The organism is Arachnia propionica, from assembly GCF_003859805.1.
Taxonomy (GTDB): Bacteria; Actinomycetota; Actinomycetes; order Propionibacteriales; family Propionibacteriaceae; genus Arachnia; species Arachnia propionica_C.
The window spans coordinates 102796-128658 of the sequence record NZ_RQZG01000004.1 but is presented as its reverse complement, the minus strand read 5'-3'; the positions used below and the strand labels follow the sequence as shown (position 1 = coordinate 128658).

20 protein-coding genes are annotated in these 25863 nt (G+C 67.3%); 8 read left to right on the top strand and 12 right to left on the bottom strand.

What is annotated here, in order from left to right:
• Positions 1-9: 9 nt before the first annotated feature.
• From EII34_RS04920 to EII34_RS04900, 5 genes are all read left to right on the top strand, one after another.
• Positions 10-588 (top strand): MptD family putative ECF transporter S component, encoded by a 579-nt coding sequence (locus EII34_RS04920; protein WP_185711182.1) that lies wholly within the window; start codon positions 10-12, stop codon positions 586-588.
• Positions 589-1269 (top strand): energy-coupling factor transporter transmembrane component T, encoded by a 681-nt coding sequence (locus tag EII34_RS04915; RefSeq protein ID WP_124843528.1) that lies wholly within the window; start codon positions 589-591, stop codon positions 1267-1269. It abuts the gene before it with no gap.
• Positions 1266-2666 carry an ABC transporter ATP-binding protein gene (locus tag EII34_RS04910; RefSeq protein ID WP_124843526.1) on the top strand — a complete coding sequence of 467 codons (1401 nt, stop codon included), beginning with the start codon at positions 1266-1268 and terminating at the stop codon, positions 2664-2666. Before EII34_RS04915 ends, EII34_RS04910 begins: the two co-directional genes overlap by 4 nt.
• Before the next feature lie 273 nt (positions 2667-2939).
• Positions 2940-4622: a glutamine--tRNA ligase/YqeY domain fusion protein gene (locus EII34_RS04905; RefSeq protein ID WP_124843524.1), complete on the top strand. Its 1683-nt coding sequence runs from the start codon at positions 2940-2942 to the stop codon at positions 4620-4622.
• Positions 4623-4624: 2 nt separating this feature from the next.
• Positions 4625-5881 carry a mechanosensitive ion channel family protein gene (locus EII34_RS04900; RefSeq protein WP_124843522.1) on the top strand — a complete coding sequence of 419 codons (1257 nt, stop codon included), beginning with the start codon at positions 4625-4627 and terminating at the stop codon, positions 5879-5881.
• Between the two features lie 268 nt (positions 5882-6149).
• Here EII34_RS04900 and tuf read toward each other — a convergent pair whose 3' ends face one another.
• Together tuf and rpiB are read right to left on the bottom strand one after the other, a co-directional pair.
• Positions 6150-7349, bottom strand: a complete 1200-nt coding sequence (gene tuf / locus EII34_RS04895; RefSeq protein ID WP_124843520.1) for an elongation factor Tu — start codon at positions 7347-7349, stop codon at positions 6150-6152.
• Positions 7350-7538: 189 nt separating this feature from the next.
• Positions 7539-8006, bottom strand: a complete 468-nt coding sequence (gene rpiB / locus EII34_RS04890; RefSeq protein WP_124843518.1) for a ribose 5-phosphate isomerase B — start codon at positions 8004-8006, stop codon at positions 7539-7541.
• A gap of 43 nt (positions 8007-8049) precedes the next feature.
• Here rpiB and EII34_RS04885 point away from each other — a divergent pair, with 43 nt between their 5' ends.
• Complete coding sequence (locus EII34_RS04885) at positions 8050-8667, top strand: tetratricopeptide repeat protein (protein WP_185711181.1); 618 nt, start codon at positions 8050-8052, stop codon at positions 8665-8667.
• Between the two features lie 53 nt (positions 8668-8720).
• On the opposite strand, the gene fusA is transcribed toward EII34_RS04885, so the two are convergent.
• The 5 genes from fusA to EII34_RS04860 all read right to left on the bottom strand — a co-directional run bounded on the left by fusA (position 8721) and on the right by EII34_RS04860 (position 13810).
• Positions 8721-10820 carry an elongation factor G gene (gene fusA / locus EII34_RS04880; protein WP_124843514.1) on the bottom strand — a complete coding sequence of 700 codons (2100 nt, stop codon included), beginning with the start codon at positions 10818-10820 and terminating at the stop codon, positions 8721-8723.
• Between the two features lie 72 nt (positions 10821-10892).
• Positions 10893-11363, bottom strand: coding sequence for a 30S ribosomal protein S7 (gene rpsG / locus EII34_RS04875; RefSeq protein WP_124843512.1), 471 nt, complete (start codon positions 11361-11363; stop codon positions 10893-10895).
• Positions 11363-11734: a 30S ribosomal protein S12 gene (gene rpsL, locus EII34_RS04870; protein ID WP_124843510.1), complete on the bottom strand. Its 372-nt coding sequence runs from the start codon at positions 11732-11734 to the stop codon at positions 11363-11365. Before rpsL ends, rpsG begins: the two co-directional genes overlap by 1 nt.
• A gap of 327 nt (positions 11735-12061) precedes the next feature.
• Entirely contained in the window at positions 12062-12820 is a 759-nt protein-coding gene (locus EII34_RS04865) for a hypothetical protein (protein WP_124843508.1), read from the bottom strand.
• An 87-nt stretch (positions 12821-12907) separates the two neighbouring features.
• Positions 12908-13810 (bottom strand): LCP family protein, encoded by a 903-nt coding sequence (locus EII34_RS04860; protein ID WP_124843506.1) that lies wholly within the window; start codon positions 13808-13810, stop codon positions 12908-12910.
• Between the two features lie 173 nt (positions 13811-13983).
• Here EII34_RS04860 and EII34_RS04855 point away from each other — a divergent pair, with 173 nt between their 5' ends.
• On the top strand, positions 13984-16326 hold the full coding sequence (locus EII34_RS04855; protein WP_124843504.1) for a hypothetical protein: 2343 nt from the start codon (positions 13984-13986) through the stop codon (positions 16324-16326).
• A 204-nt stretch (positions 16327-16530) separates the two neighbouring features.
• On the opposite strand, the gene EII34_RS04850 is transcribed toward EII34_RS04855, so the two are convergent.
• Genes EII34_RS04850 through EII34_RS04835 form a run of 4 tightly spaced genes read right to left on the bottom strand, consistent with a single transcriptional unit; the run spans position 16531 to position 20561 of the window.
• Positions 16531-17532 (bottom strand): hydroxyacid dehydrogenase, encoded by a 1002-nt coding sequence (locus EII34_RS04850; protein ID WP_124843502.1) that lies wholly within the window; start codon positions 17530-17532, stop codon positions 16531-16533.
• A complete protein-coding gene (locus tag EII34_RS04845; protein WP_124843500.1) occupies positions 17529-18371 on the bottom strand; it encodes a carbohydrate ABC transporter permease in 843 nt (280 codons plus the stop codon). Before EII34_RS04845 ends, EII34_RS04850 begins: the two co-directional genes overlap by 4 nt.
• A complete protein-coding gene (locus EII34_RS04840; RefSeq protein WP_124843498.1) occupies positions 18368-19261 on the bottom strand; it encodes a carbohydrate ABC transporter permease in 894 nt (297 codons plus the stop codon). Before EII34_RS04840 ends, EII34_RS04845 begins: the two co-directional genes overlap by 4 nt.
• A gap of 52 nt (positions 19262-19313) precedes the next feature.
• Entirely contained in the window at positions 19314-20561 is a 1248-nt protein-coding gene (locus EII34_RS04835; RefSeq protein WP_124843496.1) for an ABC transporter substrate-binding protein, read from the bottom strand.
• Positions 20562-20703: 142 nt separating this feature from the next.
• Between EII34_RS04835 and EII34_RS04830 the strand changes: the two genes are divergently transcribed.
• On the top strand, positions 20704-21813 hold the full coding sequence (locus tag EII34_RS04830; RefSeq protein WP_124843494.1) for an ROK family transcriptional regulator: 1110 nt from the start codon (positions 20704-20706) through the stop codon (positions 21811-21813).
• A gap of 54 nt (positions 21814-21867) precedes the next feature.
• Here EII34_RS04830 and EII34_RS04825 read toward each other — a convergent pair whose 3' ends face one another.
• Positions 21868-25821: a DNA-directed RNA polymerase subunit beta' gene (locus EII34_RS04825; RefSeq protein WP_124843492.1), complete on the bottom strand. Its 3954-nt coding sequence runs from the start codon at positions 25819-25821 to the stop codon at positions 21868-21870.
• Between the last annotated feature and the right edge of the window lie 42 nt (positions 25822-25863).

Genomic DNA, 25863 nt, shown 5'->3' with positions numbered 1-25863 from the left:
GGAGAATCCATGAAATTCACGTCCAAAGAGCTCATCTCCCTGGGCATCTTCACCGCCGTGTTCACCGTGATCCACTACGTGTTCAACATGCTCGGTGCCATCACCCCGGCGCTCCAGCTGATCGGGGGAAACCTGGGGATCATCGTCAACGGCATCACCTTCATGCTGTTCCTGACCCGGGTCCGACACTTCGGTCTCATCACGTTGTTCGCTGTCCTGCTGGGTCTCCTGGTCACCCTGACTGGCCACCATCCCGTGAGCATGATCACCGCGCTGTTGGCCGGTCTGGGAGCCGATGCCCTCGCCTCACGTGGCGACTTCCGTGCTCCCTTGGCGACCATCTCGTCCTACGGTGTGTTCAGCCTGTGGGTGGTCGGGGCCTATCTGCCCCTGTTGTTCATGCGTGACGAGTTGTTGGCCAGCTACCGCGACCAGATGGGGCCCGACTGGGCGGAGGCCTTCGCCACGTTGTTCAGCCCTCCGGTGGTCATCCTCATGATCCTGCTCACCTTCCTCGTCGGGCTGGTCGGCGGTTTCATCGGTCGACGCGCCCTGTCGAAGCACTTCGAGCGGGCTGGTCTGGCCTGAGTGTTCGACGTCCGTGTCCTGGTGGTGTCCGTGGTTCTCATGGACGCCCTGGTGCTCGCCAGCCTTCCCCGCCATGTCGATCTCATCGCCGCCCTGGTGCTGATCGGTCTGCTCATCCTGCACCGGTTGTGGCGTCAGTTCGCCTGGTTGCTGGTCACCGCCGCCCTGCTGCTGGGCACCGCCCAGGTCCTGCGACTGCTCCAGGGGCCGGTTGCCGGTGCTCTCGGCATCGCGGTGACCTTCGTGTGGCGCTACTGTCTGGCGGGGGCATTCGGTTGGTTCCTGATCACCGTCGTGCGTCCCACCGAGTTCGTGGCGGCGATGACGCGGCTGCGTCTTCCGCGGTTCCTCCTCGTCCCGATCGCGGTGGTGCTCCGGTTCATCCCGACCGTGGCGACCGAGGCCCGGGCCATCGGTGACGCGATGCGCATGCGTGGCCTGGTCACAGGGCCTTGGTCCATGGTCCGACACCCCATCAGAACCTCCGAACACCTGGTCATCCCTCTTCTCGCGGCCGCGGTCAGGGCAGGGGACGAACTGACCGCGTCCGCCCTGAGCCGGGGATTCGGCTCCTCGTCGGGCCGCACCACCATCGTCGACCTGCGGCTCGGCCTCGCCGACCTGTTGCTGGCCGTGGTGGTCGCCGTCGTGGCCGCCCATGCGTTCGGGATCCTCCCATGAGCCCGGCGGTACGCCTCGACGGGGTCTTCGTCCGATACCCCGGGGCCACGGTCGACGCGCTCCAGGACGTCGACCTCACCCTCGAGCCCGGCCAGGTCGTCCTCGTCACCGGACGTAGCGGCTGTGGCAAGTCCACACTGGTCAGACTGGTCAATGGCCTGATCCCCCACCTGCACGAGGCGACCGTTCGCGGCATCGTCGAGGTCACGGGGCTGCGCCCGGCCGAGCACGAACTCCATGCGATGGGGCGGATCGTCTCGACGGTCTTCCAGAACCCCCGTACCCAGTTCTTCTGCGCAGATTCCACCGCTGAGCTGGCCTTCGCCGGCGAGAACGCAGGGCTGGCGCCACAGCTCATCCGGGAGCGGATCCGCACCGTCACCACGCGGTTGGGCATGACACAGTTGCTGGATCGTCGGATGGCCCATCTCTCGGGAGGCCAGAAACAGCAGATCGCGATCGCCGCCGCTGCTGTCAACGAACCCCGGATCCACGTCCTCGACGAACCCACCTCCAACCTCGACGACACCGGTGTCCTGGCCGTGCAGCAGTTGCTCGGCCAGCTGCGGACCGAAGGGGCGACCGTGCTCATCGCGGAGCACCGTCTGGCCTTTCTCCGGCACCTCGTGGACCGGGTCATCGTGCTGGAGCAGGGCAGGGTCCGGCTGGATCTGCCTGCCGCCGAGTTCTACGCCATGGACGAGTCCCGGCGACGTCGGCTCGGCCTTCGGCAACTCCACGAGCCCCGGTGGCAGTCGATGCCCCCGGCCTCGGCCCACCACGACGTCTCGCAGGGGCTGTCGGTCTCCGATCTGGTCTTCAGACACGGCCGCGGCCTCGATCCCGTCCTCGACCTCCCGAGCCTCCAGCTGCCCCGCGGGAAGGTCACCGTCATCACCGGCCGCAACGGCGCCGGGAAGTCAACCCTGGTGCGGGTGCTCTCGGGACTGAGTCGCCCCACCCGGGGAACCATCCTGCTCGACGGCCGCCCCATCCACCGTCGTGCCCTGCTGCAGCGCAGCCATGTCGTCATGCAGGACGTCAACCGGCAGTTGTTCTTCGACACGGTCCACGGCGAGCTCACCAACGGGGTCACCGCCACCGACGTCACCGACGTGCTGCAGGATCTGGGCCTGGCCGGGCTCCAGGACCATCACCCGATGGCGCTCTCGGGTGGGCAACGTCAGCGCGTCGCCGTCGCAGCCGCCGTGACGGCTGACTCCGATCTCGTGTTCTTCGACGAACCCACCTCCGGCCTCGACCGCGATGGCATGCACGCGATCGGTGAGCTGCTGCACGATCTCGCGGCCGACAACCGGATCGTCGCCGTCGTCACCCACGACCGGGAACTCGCTGCGGAGTGCGGGGACGTCGTGCTTCCCCTGGGGACGGGATGATCATCCACGTCGCCGTTCGCGGGGCGTGTCCGGTCCCGGCCCGGGAGCTTCCCCCGTGGAACGGAGCCGGGCCGCACCCCTTTGCCGCCGCGAGGACAGGTGGCCGTGATCGTCTCCGCCGGCATCCCGTGCGGGGCGACACCGAGACGACTCCCGTGACGCGCGCCATCGACGGTGCAGTGCACCGGGGCCGGGAGGACGGGTCCTCCCCCGGTGCGTCGCAACGGATGGTGGGCGGTCAGTCGTCCTCGAGAAAGTGATACCTTCGCATCCATGAGCGAACCGGTCGTCCCCAGCAACTTCATCACCGATGCGATCCGTCGCGACAACGAGGCGGGCACATACGGCGGCAGGGTGCAGACCCGGTTCCCCCCCGAACCGAACGGCTACCTCCACATCGGCCATGCCAAGGCCGTCGTCGTGGACTTCGGCACCGCCCAGGACTTCGGCGGCTCCTGCATGCTGCGGCTCGACGACACCAACCCGGAGACCGAGGAGGAGGAGTACGTCGACTCCATCATCGAGGACATCCGCTGGCTGGGCTACGAGCCCGCGGATGTACGCCACGCCTCCGACTACTTCGACCAGCTGCACGACTGGGCGGTGCTGCTCATCGAGAAGGGACTGGCCTACGTCGACGACCAGGACGGGGAGACCATCTCCGCCACCCGTGGTTCCTTCGGGGTGCCCGGCACCAACTCGCCGTTCCGGGACCGCAGCGTGGCCGAGAACCTCGACCTGTTCGCGCGGATGCGCTCCGGGGAGTTCCCCGACGGGGCCAGGGTGCTCCGGGCGAAGATCGACATGGCCCACGAGAACATGCAGCTTCGTGATCCGGTGATGTACCGGATCCGCAACGCCCACCACCATCGCACGGGGGACCGGTGGTGCATCTACCCCACCTACGACTGGGCGCACGGCCAGTCCGACGCCTTCGAGGGGGTGACCCACTCCATCTGCACCCTCGAGTTCGAGTCCCACCGTCCGCTCTACGACTGGTTCCTCGCCCAGCTGGACCTGGAGACCGCCCCGCCCCGCCAGTACGAGTTCGCCCGGCTGGAGCTGACCCACACCGTCACCTCCAAACGACGGCTGAAGAAGCTCGTCGCCGACGGCGTGGTCGACGGCTGGGACGATCCCCGGATGCCCACCATCCGGGGGCTGCGCCGTCGCGGCTACCCGGCTGCCGCGCTGCGGGCGTTCTGCCGGGAGGTCGGCACCACCCGCACCAACTCCCGCAAGGCCATCGAGGAACTGGAGAGCTACGTCCGCCGGGAGCTCAACGCCACCGCGCAGCGCCGGATGGCGGTGCTGCGCCCCCTCAGGGTGGTCCTCGACGGCTGGCCCACGAACGCCGACGGCACCCCGGTGGTCGAGTGGTTCGACGTGGTCAACAACCCGGAGGACGAGGCCGACGGTACCCGCAGGGTCCCCTTCACCGGCGAACTGTGGATCGAGCAGGACGACTTCCGCGAGGTCCCTCCCCCGAAGTACTTCCGGCTCTCACCCGGACGTGAGGTGAGGCTGCGTGGCGCCTACCTGGTGACCGCCCAGGAGGTGGTCAAGGACGCGGCGGGCGACATCGTCGAGGTCCGGTGCAGCTACGACCCGGAGTCACGCGGTGGCACACCGACCGATGGCCGCAAGGTGAAGTCGACCATGCACTGGGTCTCCGCCCCGCACGCCCTGGATGCGACGGTGGCCCTCTACGACCGGTTGTTCACGGCCGAGGCCCCCGGGGAGCGCACCGGTGAGGCCCTCGATGACCTCAACCCGAACTCGCGTGAACTGCTGACGAACGCCAAGGTGGAGCCCTCGCTCGAGCACGCCCGGCCCGGTCAGGTGGTTCAGTTCGAGCGTCTCGGCTACTTCGCCGTCGACGACGAGGTCCCCATGACCTTCCACCGCACCGTCGGGCTGAAGGACGAGTGGGCCAGCATCCAGAAACGCAGCTGACCATGTGGCCACAGGACGACTCCCCCGCCGAGGTGGCGCTGGATCTGCTCTCGGTCGTCGGCCACGCCATCGCCGGGTTCCTGATCGGGGCCGTGGCCTCCATCGTCATCTCGGTGGTGATGGGCCGTCTCGTGCGACGCAACGACCGTCTGAGCTACCTGAGCAGGAACCTCAAGACCCCGCAACGGGTCTTCCTGCTGCTGCTCGGCACCGGTCTCGGCATCGCCGTGGCGACGGGTCCGCTGCCGTTCCAGCCGTCCCCTGGCTGGCGGCCGTACTTCATGCACGGTTTCCTCATCGTCATGATCCTCGCCACCGCCTCCGTGCTCTCCGGGGTGATCGGCACCATCCAGGACGGGATCATCGCCCGCAACAGCGATGCCGTGGAGACCACCCACTTCCGACGGGTACGCACCCAGATGCAGGTGATCTCCCGTGTCGGGGTCGGTGTGGTGTGGCTCGGAGCGTGTGCTGCCTCCCTGCTGACCTTCGACCAGTTCCGGGCCATCGGGGCCTCCGTGCTGGCCTCGGCCGGTGTGCTCTCCCTGGTCGTGGGTCTGGCCGCCCAGTCGTCGCTGACCAATGTCTTCGCCGGCATCCAGATCGCAATGACCGATGCGCTGCGGGTCGGTGACATCGTCGTGGCCGACGGCAACCAGGGAAAGGTCGAGGAGATCACGTTGACCTACGTGGTCATCAAGAGCTGGGATGAGCGTCGCTGGATCATGCCGTCGACACTGTTCACCAGTCAGACCTTCGAGAACTGGACCAGACTGGAGCCGAAGCTGCTCGGGGTCGTGGAGTTCGACCTGGACTGGCTCGCCCCCGTCGAGGCGATGCGGATCGAGCTGCAGCGCATCCTCCAGGCCAGCCCGCTGTGGGACGGGCGGGAGTGCCAGCTGCAGGTGACCAATGCCGTCGGCGGGACGGTTCGGCTGCGCGCCGTGGTCTCCGCCAGCGCGGCGGACAAGCTGTGGGACCTCCGCTGCCACGTCCGGGAGCGGCTGATCCACTGGCTGCAGTCCGAGGCGGTCTACGCCCTGCCCCGCACCCGGTTGGAGCCGGAGACCACGACGGCCCCGTCGCAGGACGTGCGCCGGGACTTCCTGGAGCAGACCCGAGCCGAGTGGGAGGCCGAGCAGGCGGACCTCACCGAGACCCAGGTGCTGCCTCCCACCAAGGACGGCCCTCCGGTCCCGCAGGAGGAGGAGACGGGGCGTCACAGCTGGTTGAAGGCCCTCCGTCGCAGTCTCAGCTGAGAGCTGTGAGCCCGGCTCTCCCGGTCACCGCCTCGGTGCGGCGCAGGCATCCACCAGCGTGGACCGTCCTGAAGGGCACCTTCCCGGGGACGAAACGCAGGTGAAGGACGACAGACCCTCGGTCGTGTCGCGACCGTCCCAGCGTCTCTTCCCGACGATTCGTGGCCCGGTCCGGTTTCGATGGTCGAACCGATCGCAGGTCGTGGCACGGAGCACAGCAGAGGGGCCCGCACCTCCTGGTGCGGGCCCCTCCACATGACTGCTCAGATCACTTGAGGATCTTCACGACCTTGCCGGCGCCGACGGTGCGGCCGCCCTCACGGATGGCGAACTTGAGGTTCTCCTCCATGGCGATGGGCTTGTTGAGGTGAACGGTCATCTCGGTGTTGTCACCGGGCATGACCATGTCGGTGCCCTCCGGCAGCTGGACCACACCGGTGACGTCGGTGGTGCGGAAGTAGAACTGCGGGGAGTAGTTGGAGAAGAACGGCTTGTGACGGCCACCCTCCTCCTTGTTGAGCACGTAGACGGTGGCCTCGAAGTCGGTGTGCGGGGTGGTGGAACCGGGCTTGATCACGACCATGCCGCGCTCCACGTCCTCCTTCTTCGTGCCACGCAGCAGCAGGCCGACGTTCTCACCGGCGCGACCCTCGTCGAGGATCTTGCGGAACATCTCGACACCGGTGACGGTGGTGGTCTGCTTCTCGTCGCGGATGCCGACGATGTCGACGGTGTCGCCGGTCTTGACGATGCCGCGCTCGATACGACCGGTGATGACGGTGCCACGACCGGTGATCGTGAAGACGTCCTCGACGGGCATGAGGAACGGCTTGTCGGTGTCACGCTCCGGCTGCGGGATGTACTCGTCCACGGCGTCCATGAGCTCGAGGATGGAGTTGGCCCACTTCTCGTCGCCGTTCAGCGCCGGGTAGGCGGCGATGCGGACGATCGGCAGGTTGTCGCCGTCGAACTCCTGGGCGGAGAGGATCTCGCGGAGCTCCATCTCGACGAGGTCGATCAGGTCGGCGTCCTCCTCGGCGATCATGTCGCACTTGTTGAGGGCGACGACGATGGCCGGCACGCCGACCTGGCGGGCCAGGAGGATGTGCTCGTGGGTCTGCGCCATCGGGCCGTCGGTGGCGGCCACGACGAGGATGGCGCCGTCCATCTGGGCAGCACCGGTGATCATGTTCTTCACGTAGTCGGCGTGACCGGGGCAGTCGACGTGGGCGTAGTGACGCTTCTCGGTCTGGTACTCGACGTGCGCGATGGAGATGGTGATACCGCGCTGACGCTCCTCGGGAGCCTTGTCGATGCTGTCGAACGGCGACAGCTCGTTCAGCTCCGGGTACTTGTCGTGGAGCACCTTGGTGATCGCCGCGGTCAGAGTGGTCTTGCCGTGGTCGACGTGTCCAATGGTGCCGATGTTGCAGTGCGGCTTAGTCCGCTCAAACTTGGCCTTTGCCACTTAAGGGCTCCTTCTGGGTCTCACCACGCACCGTGCGTGGCCTGTTTCTGGTGCACCCCTGCGCAGTGGTACACCAGGGGTCCGACGCTCAGGAGTGTTTCCCGGGCGCATACCGAAGTAATGCTATCGGGACCTCCCGCTAAGTCAAACTCCGGGTGCGTGTCCTTCACGCACTCGGCCGTGACGGGGTCAGCAGACGTCCTGGATGAACGAGGTGTCCCCCTCGTCGAGCTGCCCCAGCTGGGCCACGCGTCCGGTGTGACGGCCGCCCTGGAACTGGGTGGTGAGGAACTCCCGACACAGGTCCAGTGCGACGTCGGGGCCGACGACACGTGCCCCGAAGCAGAGGATGTTCGCGTTGTTGTGGGCACGGGACATGCGTGCCGAGTAGCTCTCGGACACGCAGGCGGCCCGGATGCCCCTCACCTTGTTGCAGGCGATCGAGATCCCGATCCCGGAGCCGCAGATCGCGATCCCGAGATCGAACTCCCCCGCCGCCACCTGCTGCGCGAGGCCGGCACCCCACGCCGCGTAGTCGGTGCGTTCCGCCGTCGCCGGGCCGCGATCGACGATGTCGTACCCGAGGTCACGCAGGCGAGGGATGAGGTCGACCCGGAGGTCATGGGCAGCATGGTCACTGGTGATGCCGATCTTCATGCCACCACCCTACTCCCGGCCCTTGTCGGACTACCCTTGGACCATGAACCCCCACACCTTGGTCACGCAGCTGCGCTCCCGGGCCGAGTCCGGGGACTCCGCCGCCATGCTCGAGCTGGCGAACCGGCTCCACGACGAGACCGACCTCGAGGACGAGGCGATGTCGTGGTGGCGACGCGCAGCAGAGGCGGGTGAGTCTGAGGCTGCCTTCAACCTGGGCTCGATGCTGGAGGACGACGACCCCGAGGCCGCCCTGGCCTGGTACGAGCAGGCGGCCACCGCGGGCCACCTGGAGGCGAAGGTCAACGCCGGCGCGCTGCTGGCCGAGCAGGGGGCGTTCGAGCGGGCCACGACGTGGTGGGACTCCGCAGCCCGGGACGGCGACGCGGACGCGATGTACAACCTCGGCCAACTCGCCGACCGGGAGGGCCGGGCCGAGGAGGCGGAACGCTGGTGGCTTCAGGCGATGCGTCACGGCGTCGAGGAGGCGCTGGAGAACCTCGCCGCACAGTGTGAGGACCTGCACCGGGCCGAGGATCCCCGCACCGCGCCCTTGGCGGACCTCGTCCTGGCCACGCTGGCCGAGGTCGGGCTCAAGGCCCCACCACCGATCCGTCGCAACCTGGAGCAGTGGGCCGTCCCCGACACCACGCTCCGCTGAACGGCGAAGGCCCGACCCCCCACCGGGGGCCGGGCCTTCTGGTGCTCAGCGGATCACTCGCCGCCGCGGGCCTTGGCCACGATCTCGTCCGAGACGTTCTTCGGGGTCTCGGCGTAGGAGTGGAACTCCATCGAGTAGGAGGCCTGGCCTGAGGTCTTCGAGCGCAGGTCACCGACGTAGCCGAACATCTCCGACAGCGGCACCAGCGCCCGCACGATGCGGTTGCCGTGCTGCTCGTCCATCGACTGCACGTGCCCACGACGTGCGTTGAGGTCACCGATCACGGTGCCGAGGTAGTCCTCGGGCGTGGTCACCTCGACCGCCATCATCGGCTCCAGGATGGCCGGGTCGGCCTTCTTCGCGGCCTCCTTGAAGGCCATGGAACCAGCCAGCTTGAAGGCGAGCTCGGAGGAGTCGACATCGTGGTAGGCACCGTCGGTGAGGGTGACCTTGATGTCCTCGACCGGGTAACCGGCGAGCACACCGAACTGCATGGCGTCCTTGATGCCCGCATCGACGGCCGGGATGTACTCCTTCGGGATGCGGCCACCGGTGACGGCGTTGACGAACTCGTAACCGGAACCGGGCTCGGTGGGCTCGAGATCGATGATGACGCGGCCGAACTGGCCGGAACCACCGGACTGCTTCTTGTGGGTGTACTCGACCTTCTCCACCTTGCGGCGCAGGGTCTCGCGGTAGGCCACCTGCGGCTTGCCGATGTTGGCCTCGACCTTGAACTCACGCTTCATGCGGTCGATGAGGACCTCGAGGTGGAGCTCGCCCATCCCGGCGATGATGGTCTGGCCGGTCTCCTCGTCGGTGTGGACGCGGAAGGTCGGGTCCTCCTCGGCGAGTCGCTGGATGGCGACCGAGAGCTTCTCCTGGTCCGACTTCGACTTCGGCTCGATGGCCTGCTCGATGACGGGGTTCGGGAACTCCATCGACTCGAGGATGATCGGGTGGGCAGGATCACACAGGGTCTCACCGGTGGTGGTGTCCTTGAGCCCCATGACGGCGCAGATCATGCCCGCACCGATCGACTCGATCTCCTCACGCTTGTTGGCGTGCATCTGGTAGATCTTGCCGATGCGCTCCTTCTTGCCCTTGGTGGCGTTGAGGACCTGGGAGCCCGCCTGCAGCACGCCGGAGTAGACACGGATGAAGGTCAGCTTGCCCAGGTGCGGGTCTGCGGCGATCTTGAAGGCCAGGATCGACAGCGGCTCGTCCTCCGACGGTTTGCGCTCGAGGTGGACGGACTCGTCCCCCGGCTTGAAGCCGTCGATGGCCGGCACGTCGAGCGGGGAGGGCAGGTAGTCCACCACGGCGTTGAGCACCGGCTGGACACCCTTGTTCTTGAACGACGTGCCGCAGACCACAGCGGTGAAGGCGTTGGCCAGCACGCCACGACGGATCGCAGCCTTGATCTGCTCGACGGTGATCGACTCGGGATCCTCGAGCCACAGCTCCATGAACTCGTCGTCGTGCTCCGCGATGGTCTCGAGCATCTCGGCACGGGCCAGCTCAGCGGCCTCGACCATGTCCTCGGGGATCTCGGCGATCTCGTAGTCGTTGACGTCCGGCTTGGTCACCTCGGTGGGCCAGATGTTGGCCTTCATGGTGACCAGGTCGACCTGACCACGGAAGTTGGCCTCGGCCCCGATCGGCAGCTGCAGCAGCACCGGGGTGGCGTTGAGCCGCTCCCGGATGGTCTTGACGCAGTGCTCGAAGGAGGCACCGGTGCGGTCGAGCTTGTTGATGTAGCAGATGCGCGGCACGCCGTACTTGGAGGCCTGACGCCACACGGTCTGCGACTGCGGCTCGACACCGGCCACGCCGTCGAACACGGCCACGGCACCGTCGAGCACACGCAGGGAGCGCTCCACCTCGACGGTGAAGTCGACGTGCCCGGGGGTGTCGATGATGTTGATCTGGGTGTCGTGCCAGAAGCAGGTGGTGGCGGCCGACGTGATGGTGATGCCGCGTTCCTGCTCCTGCTCCATCCAGTCCATCGTCGCGCCACCCTCGTGGACCTCGCCGATCTTGTAGGACTTGCCGGTGTAGAAGAGGATGCGCTCGGTGGTGGTGGTCTTTCCGGCGTCGATGTGCGCCATGATGCCGATGTTGCGCACCTTGGACAGGTCAATCTTGGCCACTGTCAGTCCTTTGCTGAAGTCTGTGGGAGAAAACGGTGATCAGCCCCCGGGGAGGCCCCGGGGGCTGGGAGATCACCAGCGGTAGTGGGCGAAGGCGCGGTTGGCCTCGGCCATCTTGTGGGTGTCCTCGCGACGCTTGACGGAGGCGCCGAGACCGTTGGAGGCGTCCAGGATCTCGTTCATGAGGCGCTCGGTCATGGTCTTCTCGCGACGGGCGCGGGAGAAGGAGACGAGCCAGCGCATGGCCAGCGTGGTCTGGCGAGCGGGCTTGACCTCGATCGGCACCTGGTAGGTGGCGCCACCGACGCGGCGGGACTTGACCTCGATGGAGGGCTTGACGTTGTCGAGGGCGCGCTTGAGGGTCTGGACGGGGTCCTGACCGGTCTTGGCGCGGGTGCCCTCGAGGGCGTTGTAGACGATCGACTGGGCGACGGTCTTCTTGCCGTCGAGCAGGATCTTGCTGACCAGCTGGCTCACCAGTGGGGAGCCGTAGACCGGGTCGACGAGAATGGGGCGCTTCGGCGCGGGACCCTTGCGAGGCATTACTTCTCCTTCTTCGCGCCGTAGCGGCTGCGGGCCTGCTTGCGGTTCTTGACACCCTGGGTGTCAAGGGCGCCACGGACGATCTTGTAACGGACACCGGGCAGGTCCTTCACACGACCGCCACGGACGAGCACCATCGAGTGCTCCTGCAGGTTGTGGCCCACACCTGGGATGTAGGCGGTGACCTCGATGCCGGAGGACAGACGCACACGCGCCACCTTGCGCAGGGCGGAGTTCGGCTTCTTCGGGGTGGTGGTGTACACACGGGTGCACACCCCACGACGTTGCGGGGAGCCCTTGAGAGCGGGCGTCTTGTTCTTGCTGACCTTGTCGGTGCGGCCCTTGCGGACCAGCTGCTGAATTGTTGGCACCTGTTGGCATCACTTTCGTAGTTTGGACGGGTATCCCTGGCTCGCGGCCGCCGTCGTCGTGCTTTCCGGGTCACCGTTTCCGTACCGGCTGCGTCGTCAGCGGCTGCTGTGCGAACTCCGCACCGACCCATGGACGTCTTCGCAACTCAAGGATCCACCGGTCATGCCAGGGCACGCACACTGCGCCCGCGTGAGGCGGACGCACCCGGCAAGGGTACTCCAGCAGACCGGGAGGGTCAAAACACGACGCCGCACACACCGGTCCCGGACATGACGGTGGGGTCGAGAGACCACGCTCTCGACCCCACCGTCATGCAGTGATGTGGGTCAGGCCCCGGTGCTGGGGAGGCCGACCTTCTTGGCACCCTTGCTGGCACCGACGCCCGGCGCGGGAGCGGTCTTGCCCGGTGCCTTGGAGTCGGAGTCAGGACGTCCCCAGTAGAACATCCGGGACAGGGAGAGGTTGGACTTCTCACCCTTGGCGCTCAGCGTGTAGTTGCCCAGCGGGACATCGCTCTTCAGCACCAGCTTGTGGGTGAAGACACCGTTGGCGTCCGCGGTGCCGACGTTCGCCGCACTCCAGTAGGACTTGCCGTCCGCGTCACGCACCATGTTCAACGACACGGACTCGCCCGGCTCGAAACCGTACCCGGTGATCGTGATCTGGTCACCGGCGCGCCACGAGGTGGGCTCGAAGAACAGGAGGGTCGGCTTGATGGTGACGTCCAGCGCCGCGGTGGCATCCGAGCCGTTGTAGCTCACGCAGAGCGCGGTCAGGGTCTGCTTGCCGACCTGCTCGGCCGCTGCCAGGACCTTCACCCCGGCAGCACCCTCGGCGACGGTGCCACTTCCGACCACCTTGTCGCCCAGCCGCAGCTGGTAGCCCTTGTGTTCGCTCGAGCACACCGTCTTGGCGATGAACGGCTTGCCCTGGGTGAGCTCTGCGCCCTGGTGGTTGCCACCCTTCACGTCGATGGTGACGGTGGGGGTCGTCGCCTTGGTGCCCTCGTCGGCACCTGCGGTCTGTGCGCCCACCATCACCAGTGCAGCTGCTGCCAACGTGGCAAGAATCTTCTTCGTTTTCATGGGTTTCCTCGTATCGGGGACAGGAACTTCCAAGCCGCTGTCGATCCTAACAGCCCGGGGGCTCGTTTCCCTCATCGCCCGTGACGATCAGCAGCTTCCGTCCCGGAAGACGTCCAACTGCTGCTGCCCCTCCGGCTCGATCCCGGTCATGAGGTCCTCCTCGGCGACCGGTTCGGTCACCAGCACCTCCGGGACCAGCTCGAGGTCCCGCAGCGACAGGACGTCCAGCACCCCGGTCCCGGGGTCCACCGCGAGTCGTCTTCTCGCGACGTCCGCCGCCTCCCACGCGCGGCCCGGTCCCGCCTGCCGCATCGCATGCACCACCTGGGTCAGGACCGTTCCCGCCCGATGCTGCCGTCCCTCGGCCCCCCGGGTCTCCGGCTGCCACTGCCCGTCGACCAGGAGTTCACCCTGCCGACTCCGCACCAGCGCCAGCGCGGTCCGCCCGTCGACCCGCTGCACCCCGGCACCGAGTTCCAGGTGGGCGGGCCCGTCCCGCAACGCGTGGTCGAGCCGGATCTCGATCCCGCCCAGGGCGTCGACGACCTCGACGAGACCGGCGAAGTCCACCTGGACCACGTGCCCCACCCCCACCCCGAGGCCCTGACAGAACAGATCCACCGTTCGCTGCGGACCCTCGAGCCACGAGGCCCCCAGGCGGGCTGGCGTGCCTGACGCGTCGAGCGCGACGACCCGTCGATCCACCGACAGCAATCGCAGGGTCCCGCCTTCAGCCCTGGCCAGCAGCAGCACATCGGCCCTGGCCCCCGGCTCCCCGGTGCCGGTGTCCTCGAGGATCTCCTCATCCGCGGCCGCCCGGTCATCCACCCCGACGACCAACCACACCGCCTTGCTCCCGGGAAGCGAGACCGGGAGTCGCTGCAGGGAGGAGTTCACCCACACCAGACCCCCCAGGGCCACCCCGACGACGAGAGCCAGCACCACCGCCAACCCACCGATCAGGATCTTGACCCAACCACGCCTTCGCATCCCGGAATCCTACCGAAGCCCCTTGGTCACACCCGACACGGACGAGCCAGGGCGACCCGGGCCAGCCTCTTTACGCAATCTTGATAGCAAAATCATCAATCCTTGAAACAAGGATCTTCACAAGATATTCACATTCAATTATGCTAAAGGTGGCTACACGAAGGAGTGCAGACATGCAGATGCCACGTCCCAAGATCCTCACCGGATCGATCCTGGCGGTGCTCATGGCACTGTCCGGGGTCGTCTCCCCCGCCCACGCGGACCCACCCGCGCCCGGGGTGGAGGAGAAACTGCCGATGACCCCACCGCCCCCACCCAGCGTGCCGAACTACGGCACCACCTTCCTGCCGGACGGTACCCCCGTCGCCGTCATGGTCAGCGGCGGCTCCGGCGGGCTGGTGAACCTCATCGACCTGAACACCGCCAAACCCGTGGACACCCCGCAGATCCTGGCCTCCGAGGGCGTGGACGCCCAGCCCTGGGGCTTCGCCCGGATGAGCGACAACAGCGTCCTCATCGGAGCCTCGAACAACCTCTACCGTTACGATCCTGGCAAGCCACGCGCCAACCGGATCACCATGCTGTCAGAGGTGGGCAAGGACGGCTTCACCGAGGAGCTGCAGAAGAAGATGAGCTTCGTCTGGGACATCGCCCTGGACGACAGCGGTACGGCCTACATCGCCACCTCCAACAAGGAGACCCCGGGCACGGTGCTGACCTACAAGGACGGGGTCGGCTGGGGTCTCCTCGAGGGAGCCGATCCGGTGGACCCCGAGGAGACCTACGCCCGGAGCATCGATCACGACGACGGCAAGCTGTACGTCACCGTCGGCCCGGTCAATCCCAGGCTGTTCGTCTTCGACCTGTCGAGGCCGGGCTCCAAGGAGGTCATCGCACTTCCGGAGGCCGTCGCGAAGAAGGGTGAGCACCTCCCCTACCTGGAGGTCCACTCCGGGATCGCCTACGTCGGACACAGCGACGGTTCCGGGACCACGGCCCTCAACCTGGCCACGGGAGAGCACGAGTTCTGGGACAAGGTGGCCAGCAACGTCATCCCCCGCCCCGATGAGCCGAGGAGGGTGACGTACTGGAAGAAGCTCGAGGGCCAGTCGGCACGTCTGGTGGAGTACGACCCCGACACCGGGCAGCACACCGACCTGCTCGTCGACAACTCCCTGTTGCGCCGCATCGCCGCCACCAGCTGGGTCACCCACGACCTGTTCGTCTCCACCGAGATGAACGGCGGCCGGATCAGCATCCACCGCGCCGGGGAGGCGAGGTCCACCATGCACAGCGGCCTCGTCATCCCCATGCGTCGCGAGATCGGGACACTGACGGTCACCGAGAGCGGCGACATCCACGGCGGCTGGTACATGGCCGCGAGCAAGCTGCTCCAGGTGACCCCGGCCACCAGGGCCGAGGACACCACCTACACCCTGCACGACGCCCCCGTGGGGCAGATCGAGGGCATCGCCACGCACGGTGACCACCTGGTCAGCGGGCTCTACGGTGGTGCCAGGATCAGCTTCCGCTCGCTGAGCGACATGGCGACCTACGAGAAGAAGCCCCCGTCGATGTGGAGCACGCCGAGCAAGCAGGACCGTCCCTACGCCGTGATCCACACCACGGGGGACCAGTTCGCCCTGGGCAGTGTCCCCGAGAGCGGGCACCTCGGCGGTGCCCTGGCCCTCGTCGATGCCAAGGCCAAGGCCATCGAGACCGACCCCGTCACCAGGAAACCGGCCATCTACCCCTTCAAGGAGCTCAAGAACGCCGAGGGCCAGGTGGTTGCGGAGCTGGCGGACCAGGCCCCGGTCTCGCTGGCGCATCGTGACGGCAAGCTCTACATCGGCACGACGATCCGAGGCGGCCACAGCGACCGCGCCAAGAACCCCGACGGGAGCCTGCAGGAGGCCCACCTGGTGGAGTTCGACCTGGCCAAGCGGGTGGTGACCCGGATCATGAACCCGTTCCCCGGCAAGGGGCAGCGCGCGGTCGCGGCCCTGACCTGGGGCGAGAACGGTATGCTCCACGGCGCGACCGGGAGCCATGCCTTCACCGTCGACCCCACCTCCTTCACCGTGACGAACTCCCGCGTGATGAAGGGCAGCGGCGAGCTGGTCAACCGCACCTGGCTGCTGCACCACGAGGGCGAACTGTTCGGCGTCTTCGGCGGCTCACTGTACGCGTTCTCGTCGGACCTGAAGGGCGAGCCCCTCCCGATCGCGGTCCCGATCGAGCTCAAGGACCCCACCCGCAGCGACGAGGCGGTCCGACTTCCGGTCGGCTCCCCCGTCATCGGCAAGGACAAATTCCTCTACTACACGCGGGGCCCCGAGATCTACCGGCACAGCTACCTGCTGGCGAAGTCCGGTCCCGCGCCGCAGGGCCAGGCCTCGGCCGCTCCCTCGCCGTCGTCCTCGCCGTCATCCTCGGTGAGCGCTCCGGCCAGGCCGAGCACTCCGGTTGCCCCGGTGCCCCGTCCGGGTCTGCCGAAGACCGGTGCGCCGCGCTGACCGACAGGTGACGTGGTCGCTGGCCGTCGATTCCGACGGTCAGCGACCACGACATTTCCGGACCGGGCCTCTTCCCGGCCCACCGGGGCAAGCACGAACTGGCGGGTTGCTTTCTCGAGATGTCAACGCTGCCAAAAAAGTGAAACGGCGATTCGTGCGAGAAAGGGGGCCTGGTTCGGTGGGGTGGTTGATGGGGCGCGGCACTCAGGCCATGACGCGCCAGGCGGCCAGCGTGATCTCGTGCTGCAGGGGCTCAGCCGCAGCCCAGGCACTCACCTCCGAGGCGACGATCCGCCCCTGGTTCAGCCTGCCCTCCACCGTCGCGGCGGCCCGGTGCGGGGTGAGAATGGCACCCGGCAGGCCCCGCCACGGGCTGTCCAGCGGCAGCGGTTCCTCGTCGAAGACGTCGATGGCGGCATCGATCCTGCCGGAGGAGACCTCGGCCAGCAGGGCCGCCTCATCGACGAGCCACGAGCGGGCCGTGTTGACCACCCCGGCCCCGTCGGGCAGCAGGGCCAACTCCCGGGCCCCGATGAGATGCCGGGTCTCGGGCAGCGAGGGTGCGTGCAGGGCCAGGACCCGGGCGCGACGCAGTCCCTCCTCCAGCCCCACCAGCTCCGCCCCCAGCTCCTGCGCCTGCTCCGGGGTGATGGTCGGGTCCACCAGCAGGGGTTCGGCTCCGAGCCCCCTGAGCATCGCCAGGTAGGACCTTCCGGTACGGGAGGCCCCGACGACGGTGATCCTGGAAGCGGCCAGCTCGTGCTGCTCACCGAACCGTACGGGGTCGTACCAGGGTCCCCCGGCGTGGAGGGCACGATCCATCCGGTGGGTGCGGTGCAACAGCATCAGGGTGAAGGTGAGGCAGACCTCGGCGACGGGGCGTGCCATCGCCTGCCCCGCCTGGGTGACCCGGATGCCGCGGGCGAAGACCTCCTGCGTCACGTACCCTCGAACGCTGGCCCCGGTGTGGGCCACCAGTCCCAACCGGGGCATCGCATCGAGCAGCCTCCCGTCGAGGGTGGCGCTCCCCCAGCCGGTGACGAGGACCCGGAGCTCATCCTTCGGGAGCCCCCGGAGCGAATCGACACGCTCCAGCCTCCCGCCCAGCCGTGCCGCTGCGTCGTCGAGCCTCCCCCGGGCCGCCTCGTCGAAGAACTCCAGGCACAGTTGCCGAGGGACCGAGACCACGACGACCGGGGCCGTCATCCCTTGATCCCGCTCATCGCGACCCCTTCGTAGACGTGACGTTGTGCCACGAGATAGGCCAGGATGATCGGCACCAGGGCCACCGTTGACCCCGCCAGCTTCGTGCTGAGCGGCACGTTCTCCGCCTGCAGCGACGCGATGCCGACGGTGAGGGTCCACATGTCGTTGCGTCCACCCACGATCAGGGGCCACAGGAAGTCGTTCCAGTGCCAGAGGAAGACGAAGATCCCGAGCGTGGCCAGGACCGGCTTGCACAACGGCAGGACGATGCTCCAGAAGATCCGGAACTCACCCGAACCGTCGATCCGGGCGGCCTCGAACAACTCGTCCGGCAGGCCCAGGATGAACTGCCGCATCAGGAACACCGCCTGCGCGTTGGCCAGTGAGGGCACGATCAGGCCCCAGTAGGTGCCCACCCCACCCAGCGACGCGATGAGGATGAACGTGGGGGTGAGGATCACGTGGAACGGCACCATCACCATCGCGATGAAGGACCAGAAGATCGCATCCCGACCGGGGAAACGTTTCTTGGCGAACGCGTACCCGGCCATCGCGGAGAACAGCAGCACCGCCACGACGGAGACCAGTGCGTAGACCAGGGTGTTGACCAACCAGCGCAACAGGTTCTCCCCGGCCAGCACCTGGGTGTAGGACTGTCCTGAGAGGTTCCCGAAGGGCAGCAGTGACTCCGGCAGCGTGATGGCCGTGCCCGGCCTGAGGCTCAGCACCACCATGGCGTAGAAGGGGAAGAAACAGATCACAGCGGCGATGCTGAGCCCCACCCATCTCAGGACGAGCCCGAACCGGTTGGGCTCCAGGGCGCGATAGGACCGACTCATGACTTCCTCCCGATGACCAGATGCTGAACCACCGCCACCACCAGCGACAGCACCAGCAGCACCACCCCGACGGCGGCCCCCATGCCGAAGTTCGAGTACCTGATGGTCTGGTCGTAGAGCATGAACACCAGTGAGTAGCTGGCCGACGCGGGGCCGCCCCCGGTCATCACGTAGATCGCGTCGAAGACCTGGAACGCGGCGGTGGTCTCGATGACGGCCAGGAAGAACAGCGCGGGTCTGATGGTGGGGAGCACCACGTGGCGGAACCGGTTCCAGGCCCCGGCCCCGTCCATGAGTGCGGCCTCCTCCAGTTCCCGCGGCACATCCTGAAGCGCGGCGATGAGGATCATCATGCCGTAGCCGAAGCGGGACCAGATGCCCACCACGATGATCGCCGGCATCACCAGTGCCGGATTGCCGAGCCACGACTCCCCCAGTCCCAGTGGGGCCATGAGCTTCGCCCAGGGACCGTCGGTGGCGAAGATCCACTTGAACACCGCCCCCGCCAGCACCAGCGAGGTGATGACCGGCAGGAAGAAGATGGATCGGAAGAAACGGGACCCCGTGAAGGCGCGTCGCACGCCGAGGGCCATCAGGGTGGACAGCACCAGTCCCAGGGGCACGGAGAAGACCACGTAGACGAAGGTGACCGACAGGGCCCGCCAGAAGACCGGGCTGGAGAACAGCCGTTGGAAGTTGTTCAACCCCTCCCAGCTGATCTCACCCCCGATCTCGTGGTCCAGGAAGCTGAGGGAGATCCCGGCGAGGCTCGGCCCGAACCGGAACAACAGGAACAACACGAGGGCGGGCAGCACGAACAGCCAGGCGATCCGGTGTTCGGCCCTGCGCCAACGTGGCGGTCTCGTGGGTGCTGGGGCAGCAGTGGTCATGTCTCCTCCGAGGCGACGGGGTGAGGTGATTCCTCACCCCACCCCGTGTGGGTCATGGCTGTCCGATGATGGACTCAGCCGCAGCGGCGGCGTCGCCCAGTGCCTGCTCCGGGCTCTTCTGGCCCAGCAGTGCGGCCTGGATCTCCGGGGCGAGGGCCCCCATCACGGCACGCGCCTGGGGGTGCAGCTCACCGAACCTCATGTCGGGCAGGGTCTTCTCGATCTCACTCAGGATGGGATCCTGGGAGTAGTCGGGTCCCTTCCCGGCGACGGGCGAGAAGTACCCGGCAGCCGTCAGGAAGTCGACGCTGTTCGCCGGATCCGTGGCGAAGGCGGCGAACTTCCCGGCAGCCTCCTTGTTCTTCGCGTCCTTGAACATGGCGATGGTGCCGACCGTGCCGTACCCGACGGATTCCTTGCCCTTCAGCGGTGGGAGCACCACGACGTTCTCCTCACCGATCTGGCTGGCGAGGTCCTTCGGTGCGAAGTCCCAGGCACATCCGGACCTGCCGCCAGCGAAAGCCGTCTGTTCCAGTTCCAGGGCCGTGGTCAGCGCGTCGGGGTCGAGGGCACCGGCCTGCTGCAACGTCGTCAGGTACTCCAGCGCCTCGCGGCCCTCCGGCGAGTCGAAGGCCGCCCTCTTGTCGTCGAACACCGTGCCTCCGGCCTGCCACAGCACCGGGTAGAAGGTGAGGTTGAGGGTCTGGGTCGGCACCGCGGAGTAGCTGATGGCGTGCATACCGTTCTCCGAGAACCTGGGGGCGATGTCGATGACGTCCTGCCAGGTGCTCGGGTAGTCGGTGACCCCGGCCTTCTCGAAGGCGGCCTTGTTGCACAACAGGGGGTTCGCACTGGTCAACATGGGGGCACCCATCATGGCGCCGTCGAGGGTGACGGCCTCCTTCGCGTTGGGCAGCAGCTCGGCGACCCGCTGCTGCCCGAGGTGCTCGTCGATCGGTTCGATGGACTTCTGGTAGGCCGCCAGCTGGTCGGGGATGAGGTAGATCAGATCCGGTGCCGTCCTGGATGTCAGCGCGGTCTGGATCGCCTCGTCACGCTGCTTCCACGGGAAGAACTCGATCTCGACCTCGATCCCGGGGTTGGCCTGCTCGAACCTGGAGACCATCTGGTCCCACAGCTCCTTGTGCCTGGCCTCATCGGGTACGACGGGGTACATCCACATCGTGACCTTCTGGTCCCCACCGGATCCGCCGTCCCCGTCGCTCCTCGGGGCGCAGCCGGTGGCGGCCAGTGCGGCACTCAGGGCCAGAGCGGCCGCGGCTCTCACCAACTTCGTCATGGGTCCTTGCTCCTTTGCTTGACCTGGGGCTACAGCATTATGTTACCCGACTCCAAGAAGATCAGCGCAAGCCACGCTGGCCGAAACGCACAGTTTTGTTACTCAGATGTGATAAATAGCTGGGCTGTAGGATGGACCTGTCATGCAACGAGCCATCCCAGTCCGCGTCGCCCTCAGGCTGCGCGACGCCGAGCCCGCGGGAATCACCACCCTGGCCCACGACCTCGGACTCTCCCGCACCTCCATCGAGAACGCCCTCGCCCAGCTCAGCACCCACGACCTCGTGGTCGGTGAGCTCGGGGCGCCCCGTGGCAGTGGCCGCCCCGCCCGGCAGTACCGCTTCCGCTCCGACATCGGACTGGTCGCCGGAGTGGACATCGGGGTCCACAGCATCCGCGTGGTCGTGGCCGACCTGGCGGGCCGAACCGTCGCCATCCACGGCGCCACCGGGGTCGACACCGCCGAGGATCCCTCCAGTCAGCTGGATGCGGTCACCGCGTGTCTCCACGAGACACTGGACCGTCTCGCCCCCACCCAGCTGCGTGCCCTCGGGGTCTCCCTGCCCGGCATCGTCGATCCGACGGGACGACTGCTGGCCTCGGTGATCTTCCCGGCCTGGGTCGGTTTCGACCTGGCCGAGAAACTGGGCCACGACTTCGGTTGCCCCGTCGTCATCGACAACGGGGTCAGGCTCGCCACCGTGGCCGAGCACCACCTGGGGGCCGGACGCGGATTCGACGACATGCTCTACCTCTCGGTCGGCACCCGGGTGGCCGCCGGGCTCATCATCGGCGGGGAACCCCGACGCGGCGCGCACGACGTCGCCGGGGACATCGGACGCACCGCCTTCCGCGGCCTCGACCAACGGACCGGACAGATCCGGTGGCACAGTGCCGCCAGCGCGAAGGAGGTCTTCGCACTGGCCCGGCAGGGCGACCGCAGTGCCCTGGCCGAGCTGGAGCGGTTCATCGAGGAGCTGGCCCATGGTCTGGCCGGAGTCGCCATGGCCATCGACCCCGCGATCGTCGTGGTCGGCGGCGGCATGTCCCTGGCGAAGGAGGAACTCCTCGATCCCCTGCGGCGGCGCCTGGCCGAGCACATCGGCCCCACCGTCACCCTGCCGGTGATCGCCTCCCGGCTGGGGGAACAGGCCGCGGTCCACGGGGCCCTGGTCGCCGCCTTCCGGGACTGCGCGGCCCACATCTACAGCGTCGGGGACCTCCCCCCACCGACGATCATCCCCGCCAACTGAACCAACAGCGACGGGGTGGGTGCCATCCGGCACCCACCCCGTTCTGGTTCACACTCAGCGCATGTCGCCGAAGTCCAGCTCCTCCAACGGCACGTCCGGCACGTCACCGTCCCCACCGAACGAGTAGTCGTACGGATCGTAGGAGGTGATCGTGTAGGCGTTGGAACGCGCCTCCTGGGTCGGTTCCACCCGGATGTTGCGGTAGCGGTCCAAACCGGTGCCCGCCGGGATCAGCTTGCCGAGGATCACGTTCTCCTTCAGCCCGACCAAGGTGTCCGACTTGCCCTGGATGGCGGCGTCGGTGAGCACCTTCGTGGTCTCCTGGAAGGATGCGGCCGACAGCCACGAGTCCGTCGCGAGCGAGGCCTTCGTGATGCCCATGAGCACCGGGCGACCCTCCGCCGGACGGCCACCCTCGGTGAGCGCCTTGCGGTTGGCGGCCTCGTAGGCCTGCCGATCCACCAGTTCACCCGGCATCATGTCGGTGTCACCGGAGTCGATGACCGTGACCCGGCGCAGCATCTGCCGGATGATGATCTCGATGTGCTTGTCGTGGATCGGTGCACCCTGCGTGCGGTACACCCGCTGGACCTCCTCCACCAGGTGCTCCTGCACCTTGCGGAGCCCCCGGATGCGGAGCACGTCCTGCGGATCCACCTGACCCGCGGTCAGCTGCTGACCGATGGTCACGTGCACCCCGTCCCGGATCGCGACCCGGGTGCCGTTGTGGTCCTCGAACTCCAGGCGGACCCGCTTGCCGACCGGGTACTCCAGGTCCTCACCGCCGTCGTCACGCACGATGACGATCTTGCGGGAACGCTCACCCTCCTCGATGCGCACCACACCGTCGGCCTCCGCGATGGGGGCCTTGCCCTTGGGCTGACGGGCCTCGAACAGCTCGACGACACGCGGCAGACCCTGGGTGATGTCGTCACCGGCCACACCACCGGTGTGGAAGGTGCGCATGGTCAGCTGAGTGCCGGGCTCACCGATGGACTGGGCCGCGACGATACCGACGGCCTCGCCGACATCGACGGTCTTGCCGGAGGCCAGGGAGCGGCCGTAGCACATCGCGCAGGTCCCGGTGGCGGCCTCACAGGTCAGCACGGAACGGACCTTGACCTCCGTGACACCGGCCGCGACGAGACGCTCGATCTCGGCATCGCCCAGATCCGTCCCCGCCGTGACGATGACACCGCCCTCGGCGTCGGTGATGTCGGTCGCCGCCGCACGGGCGTAGACCGCGGTCTCCACGTCCGGCACGACGGTCACCGTCGCCCCCTTCGCGAACGGCTCGGTCACGACGTCGACGAGACGGCCCTCCTCGTCCTTGCCCGGAATGGTCCACTTCGCGATGGTCTTGGTCAGGCCACGCTCGGTGCCGCAGTCCTCCTCGCGGATGATGACGTCCTGGGAGACGTCCACCAGACGACGGGTCAGGTAACCCGAGTCGGCGGTCCGCAGCGCGGTGTCGGCCTGACCCTTGCGGCCACCGTGGGTGGAGATGAAGTACTCCAGCACCGACAGACCCTCGCGGAAGTTCGACTTGATGGGGCGGGCGATGATGTCACCCTTCGGGTTGGCCACCAGGCCTCGCATGGCCGCGATCTGACGCATCTGCGTCATGTTGCCCCGCGCCCCCGAGTTGACCATCACGTAGATCGGGTTGGTCTCGGAGAAGTTCTCCTTCATCGCCTGGGTGAGCTCAGCCGTGGCATCCGTCCAGATCTGGATCAGCTCCTGACGCCGCTCGTCCTCGGTCACCGACCCACGCTCGTAGAGGTTGTCGATCTTGGTGGCCCGCTTCTCGTAGGACGCAAGGATCTCCGGCTTGGTCGGCGGGGTCTGGACATCCGCGATGGAGACGGTCACCCCGGAGCGCGACCCCCACTGGAACCCGAGGTCCTTCAGCCCGTCGAGGGTGCGCACCGCGTCGATGAGCGGGTAGCGCTCCGCGAGGTCGTTGACGATCTGCCCGATCTGCTTCTTGCCGACCCGCTCGTTGACGTACGGGAAGTCGGCGGGCAGCGCCTCGTTGAACAGGGCACGACCCAGGGTCGTCTCCAACAGGATGGAGCCGTCCGCACGCACCTTGTCGGCCATCCCGAGAGGCGGCACGATCCCCGTCAACCGCAGCTTGATGGGAGCACCGATGTGCAGCTCGTCACGGTCGAAGGCCATGATCGCCTCCGCCAGCGAGGAGAACGCACGGCCCTCACCCTTCTGGCCGTCCTGCTGCATCGTCAGCCAGTACATGCCGATGATCATCTCGTGGCTGGGCACGGTCACCGGGCGACCGTCAGCGGGCTTGAGGATGTTGTTCGTCGCCAACATCAGCACCCGGGCCTCGGCCTGGGCCTCCGCCGACAGCGGCAGGTGAACCGCCATCTGGTCGCCGTCGAAGTCGGCGTTGAAGGCGGCACACACCAGCGGGTGGAGCTGGATCGCCTTGCCCTCGATGAGCTGCGGCTCGAAGGCCTGGATGCCCAGTCGGTGCAGGGTCGGTGCGCGGTTCAGCAGCACCGGGTGCTCCGCGATGACCTCCTCGAGGACATCCCACACCACGGGACGCTGCCGCTCCACCATCCGCTTGGCGGCCTTGATGTTCTGGGCGTGGTTGAGGTCGTTCAGCCGCTTCATCACGAAGGGCTTGAACAGCTCCAACGCCATCGCCTTCGGCAGACCGCACTGGTGCAGCTTCAACTGCGGACCGACCACGATCACGGAACGACCCGAGTAGTCCACACGCTTGCCGAGCAGGTTCTGCCGGAACCGGCCCTGCTTGCCCTTGAGCATGTCGGAGATCGACTTCAGCGGACGGTTGCCCGGCCCGGTGACGGGGCGGCCACGACGGCCGTTGTCGAACAGCGAGTCGACGGCCTCCTGCAGCATCCGCTTCTCGTTGTTGACGATGATCTCGGGGGCCCCCAGGTCCAGCAGACGCTTCAACCGGTTGTTGCGGTTGATGACGCGGCGGTACAGGTCGTTGAGGTCCGAGGTGGCGAAGCGGCCACCGTCGAGCTGGACCATCGGACGCAGGTCCGGCGGGATCACCGGCACCGCGTCGAGCACCATGCCCGTCGGGTTGTTGTCACCCTGCAGGAAGGCCGCGACCACCTTGAGACGCTTCAGGGCCCGGGTCTTGCGCTGCCCCTTGCCGTTCGCGATGATCTCGCGCAGCTTCTCGGCCTCTGCGGCCAGGTCGAAGCTCTCCAGGCGCTTCTGGATGGCCTCGGCGCCCATGTAGCCCTGGAAGTACTTGCCGAAGCGCTGCTTCATCTCCCGGTAGAGGATCTCATCGCCCTCCAGGTCCTGGACCTTGAGGCCCTTGAACCGGTCCCACACCGCCTGCGCCCGGTCGATGCGTCGCTGGGCGAGGGTGCGGATCTGAGCCGCCTCCTTCTGCGCACCATCGGAGACCTTGCGCTTGATGTCAGCCTTGGCCCCTTCAGCCTCCAACTGCGCGAGGTCCTCCTCCAGCTTGGCCATCCGGGCCTCGATGTCGGAGTCGCGACGCTTCTCCAGCTGCTTGATCATGGCCTCGTGCTTGGCCTGCAGGCTCGGGAGATCGCGGTGACGGGCCTCCTCGTCGACGTGGGTGACCATGTGCGCGGCGAAGTAGATCACCTTCTCCAGGTCCTTCGGCGCGACGTCCAGCAGGTAGCCGAGCCGCGACGGCACACCCTTGAAGTACCAGATGTGGGTGACCGGTGCCGCCAGCTCGATGTGGCCCATCCGCTCACGACGCACGTTGGACCGGGTGACCTCGACGCCGCAGCGCTCGCACACGATGCCCTTGAAGCGCACCCGCTTGTACTTGCCGCAGTAGCACTCCCAGTCCCTCGTGGGACCGAAGATCTTCTCGCAGAACAGACCGTCGCGCTCCGGCTTGAGCGTGCGGTAGTTGATGGTCTCGGGCTTCTTGACCTCACCGTGGCTCCACTCACGGATCTGATCGGCGCTCGCCAGCCCGATGCAGAGCTTGTCGTAGACGTTGACGTCCAGCATTGGTTCCCTATCCCCCGCTGGTGCGGGTGCCTGGTTGAACGA

Excerpts from the sequence above, each read along its gene's own strand:
- EII34_RS04900 (WP_124843522.1), top strand. The coding sequence starts at position 4,625 with ATGTGGCCACAGGACGACTCCCCCGCCGAGGTGGCGCTGGATCTGCTC.
- EII34_RS04910 (WP_124843526.1), top strand. The coding sequence starts at position 1,266 with ATGAGCCCGGCGGTACGCCTCGACGGGGTCTTCGTCCGATACCCCGGG.
- rpsG (WP_124843512.1), bottom strand. The coding sequence starts at position 11,363 with ATGCCTCGCAAGGGTCCCGCGCCGAAGCGCCCCATTCTCGTCGACCCG.
- EII34_RS04855 (WP_124843504.1), top strand. The coding sequence starts at position 13,984 with ATGCAGATGCCACGTCCCAAGATCCTCACCGGATCGATCCTGGCGGTG.
- EII34_RS04860 (WP_124843506.1), bottom strand. The coding sequence starts at position 13,810 with ATGCGAAGGCGTGGTTGGGTCAAGATCCTGATCGGTGGGTTGGCGGTG.
- EII34_RS04865 (WP_124843508.1), bottom strand. The coding sequence starts at position 12,820 with ATGAAAACGAAGAAGATTCTTGCCACGTTGGCAGCAGCTGCACTGGTG.
- rpiB (WP_124843518.1), bottom strand. The coding sequence starts at position 8,006 with ATGAAGATCGGCATCACCAGTGACCATGCTGCCCATGACCTCCGGGTC.
- EII34_RS04920 (WP_185711182.1), top strand. The coding sequence starts at position 10 with ATGAAATTCACGTCCAAAGAGCTCATCTCCCTGGGCATCTTCACCGCC.
- EII34_RS04835 (WP_124843496.1), bottom strand. The coding sequence starts at position 20,561 with ATGACGAAGTTGGTGAGAGCCGCGGCCGCTCTGGCCCTGAGTGCCGCA.
- EII34_RS04845 (WP_124843500.1), bottom strand. The coding sequence starts at position 18,371 with ATGAGTCGGTCCTATCGCGCCCTGGAGCCCAACCGGTTCGGGCTCGTC.
- EII34_RS04840 (WP_124843498.1), bottom strand. The coding sequence starts at position 19,261 with ATGACCACTGCTGCCCCAGCACCCACGAGACCGCCACGTTGGCGCAGG.
- EII34_RS04850 (WP_124843502.1), bottom strand. The coding sequence starts at position 17,532 with ATGACGGCCCCGGTCGTCGTGGTCTCGGTCCCTCGGCAACTGTGCCTG.
- EII34_RS04830 (WP_124843494.1), top strand. The coding sequence starts at position 20,704 with ATGCAACGAGCCATCCCAGTCCGCGTCGCCCTCAGGCTGCGCGACGCC.
- EII34_RS04905 (WP_124843524.1), top strand. The coding sequence starts at position 2,940 with ATGAGCGAACCGGTCGTCCCCAGCAACTTCATCACCGATGCGATCCGT.
- EII34_RS04825 (WP_124843492.1), bottom strand. The coding sequence starts at position 25,821 with ATGCTGGACGTCAACGTCTACGACAAGCTCTGCATCGGGCTGGCGAGC.
- EII34_RS04885 (WP_185711181.1), top strand. The coding sequence starts at position 8,050 with ATGAACCCCCACACCTTGGTCACGCAGCTGCGCTCCCGGGCCGAGTCC.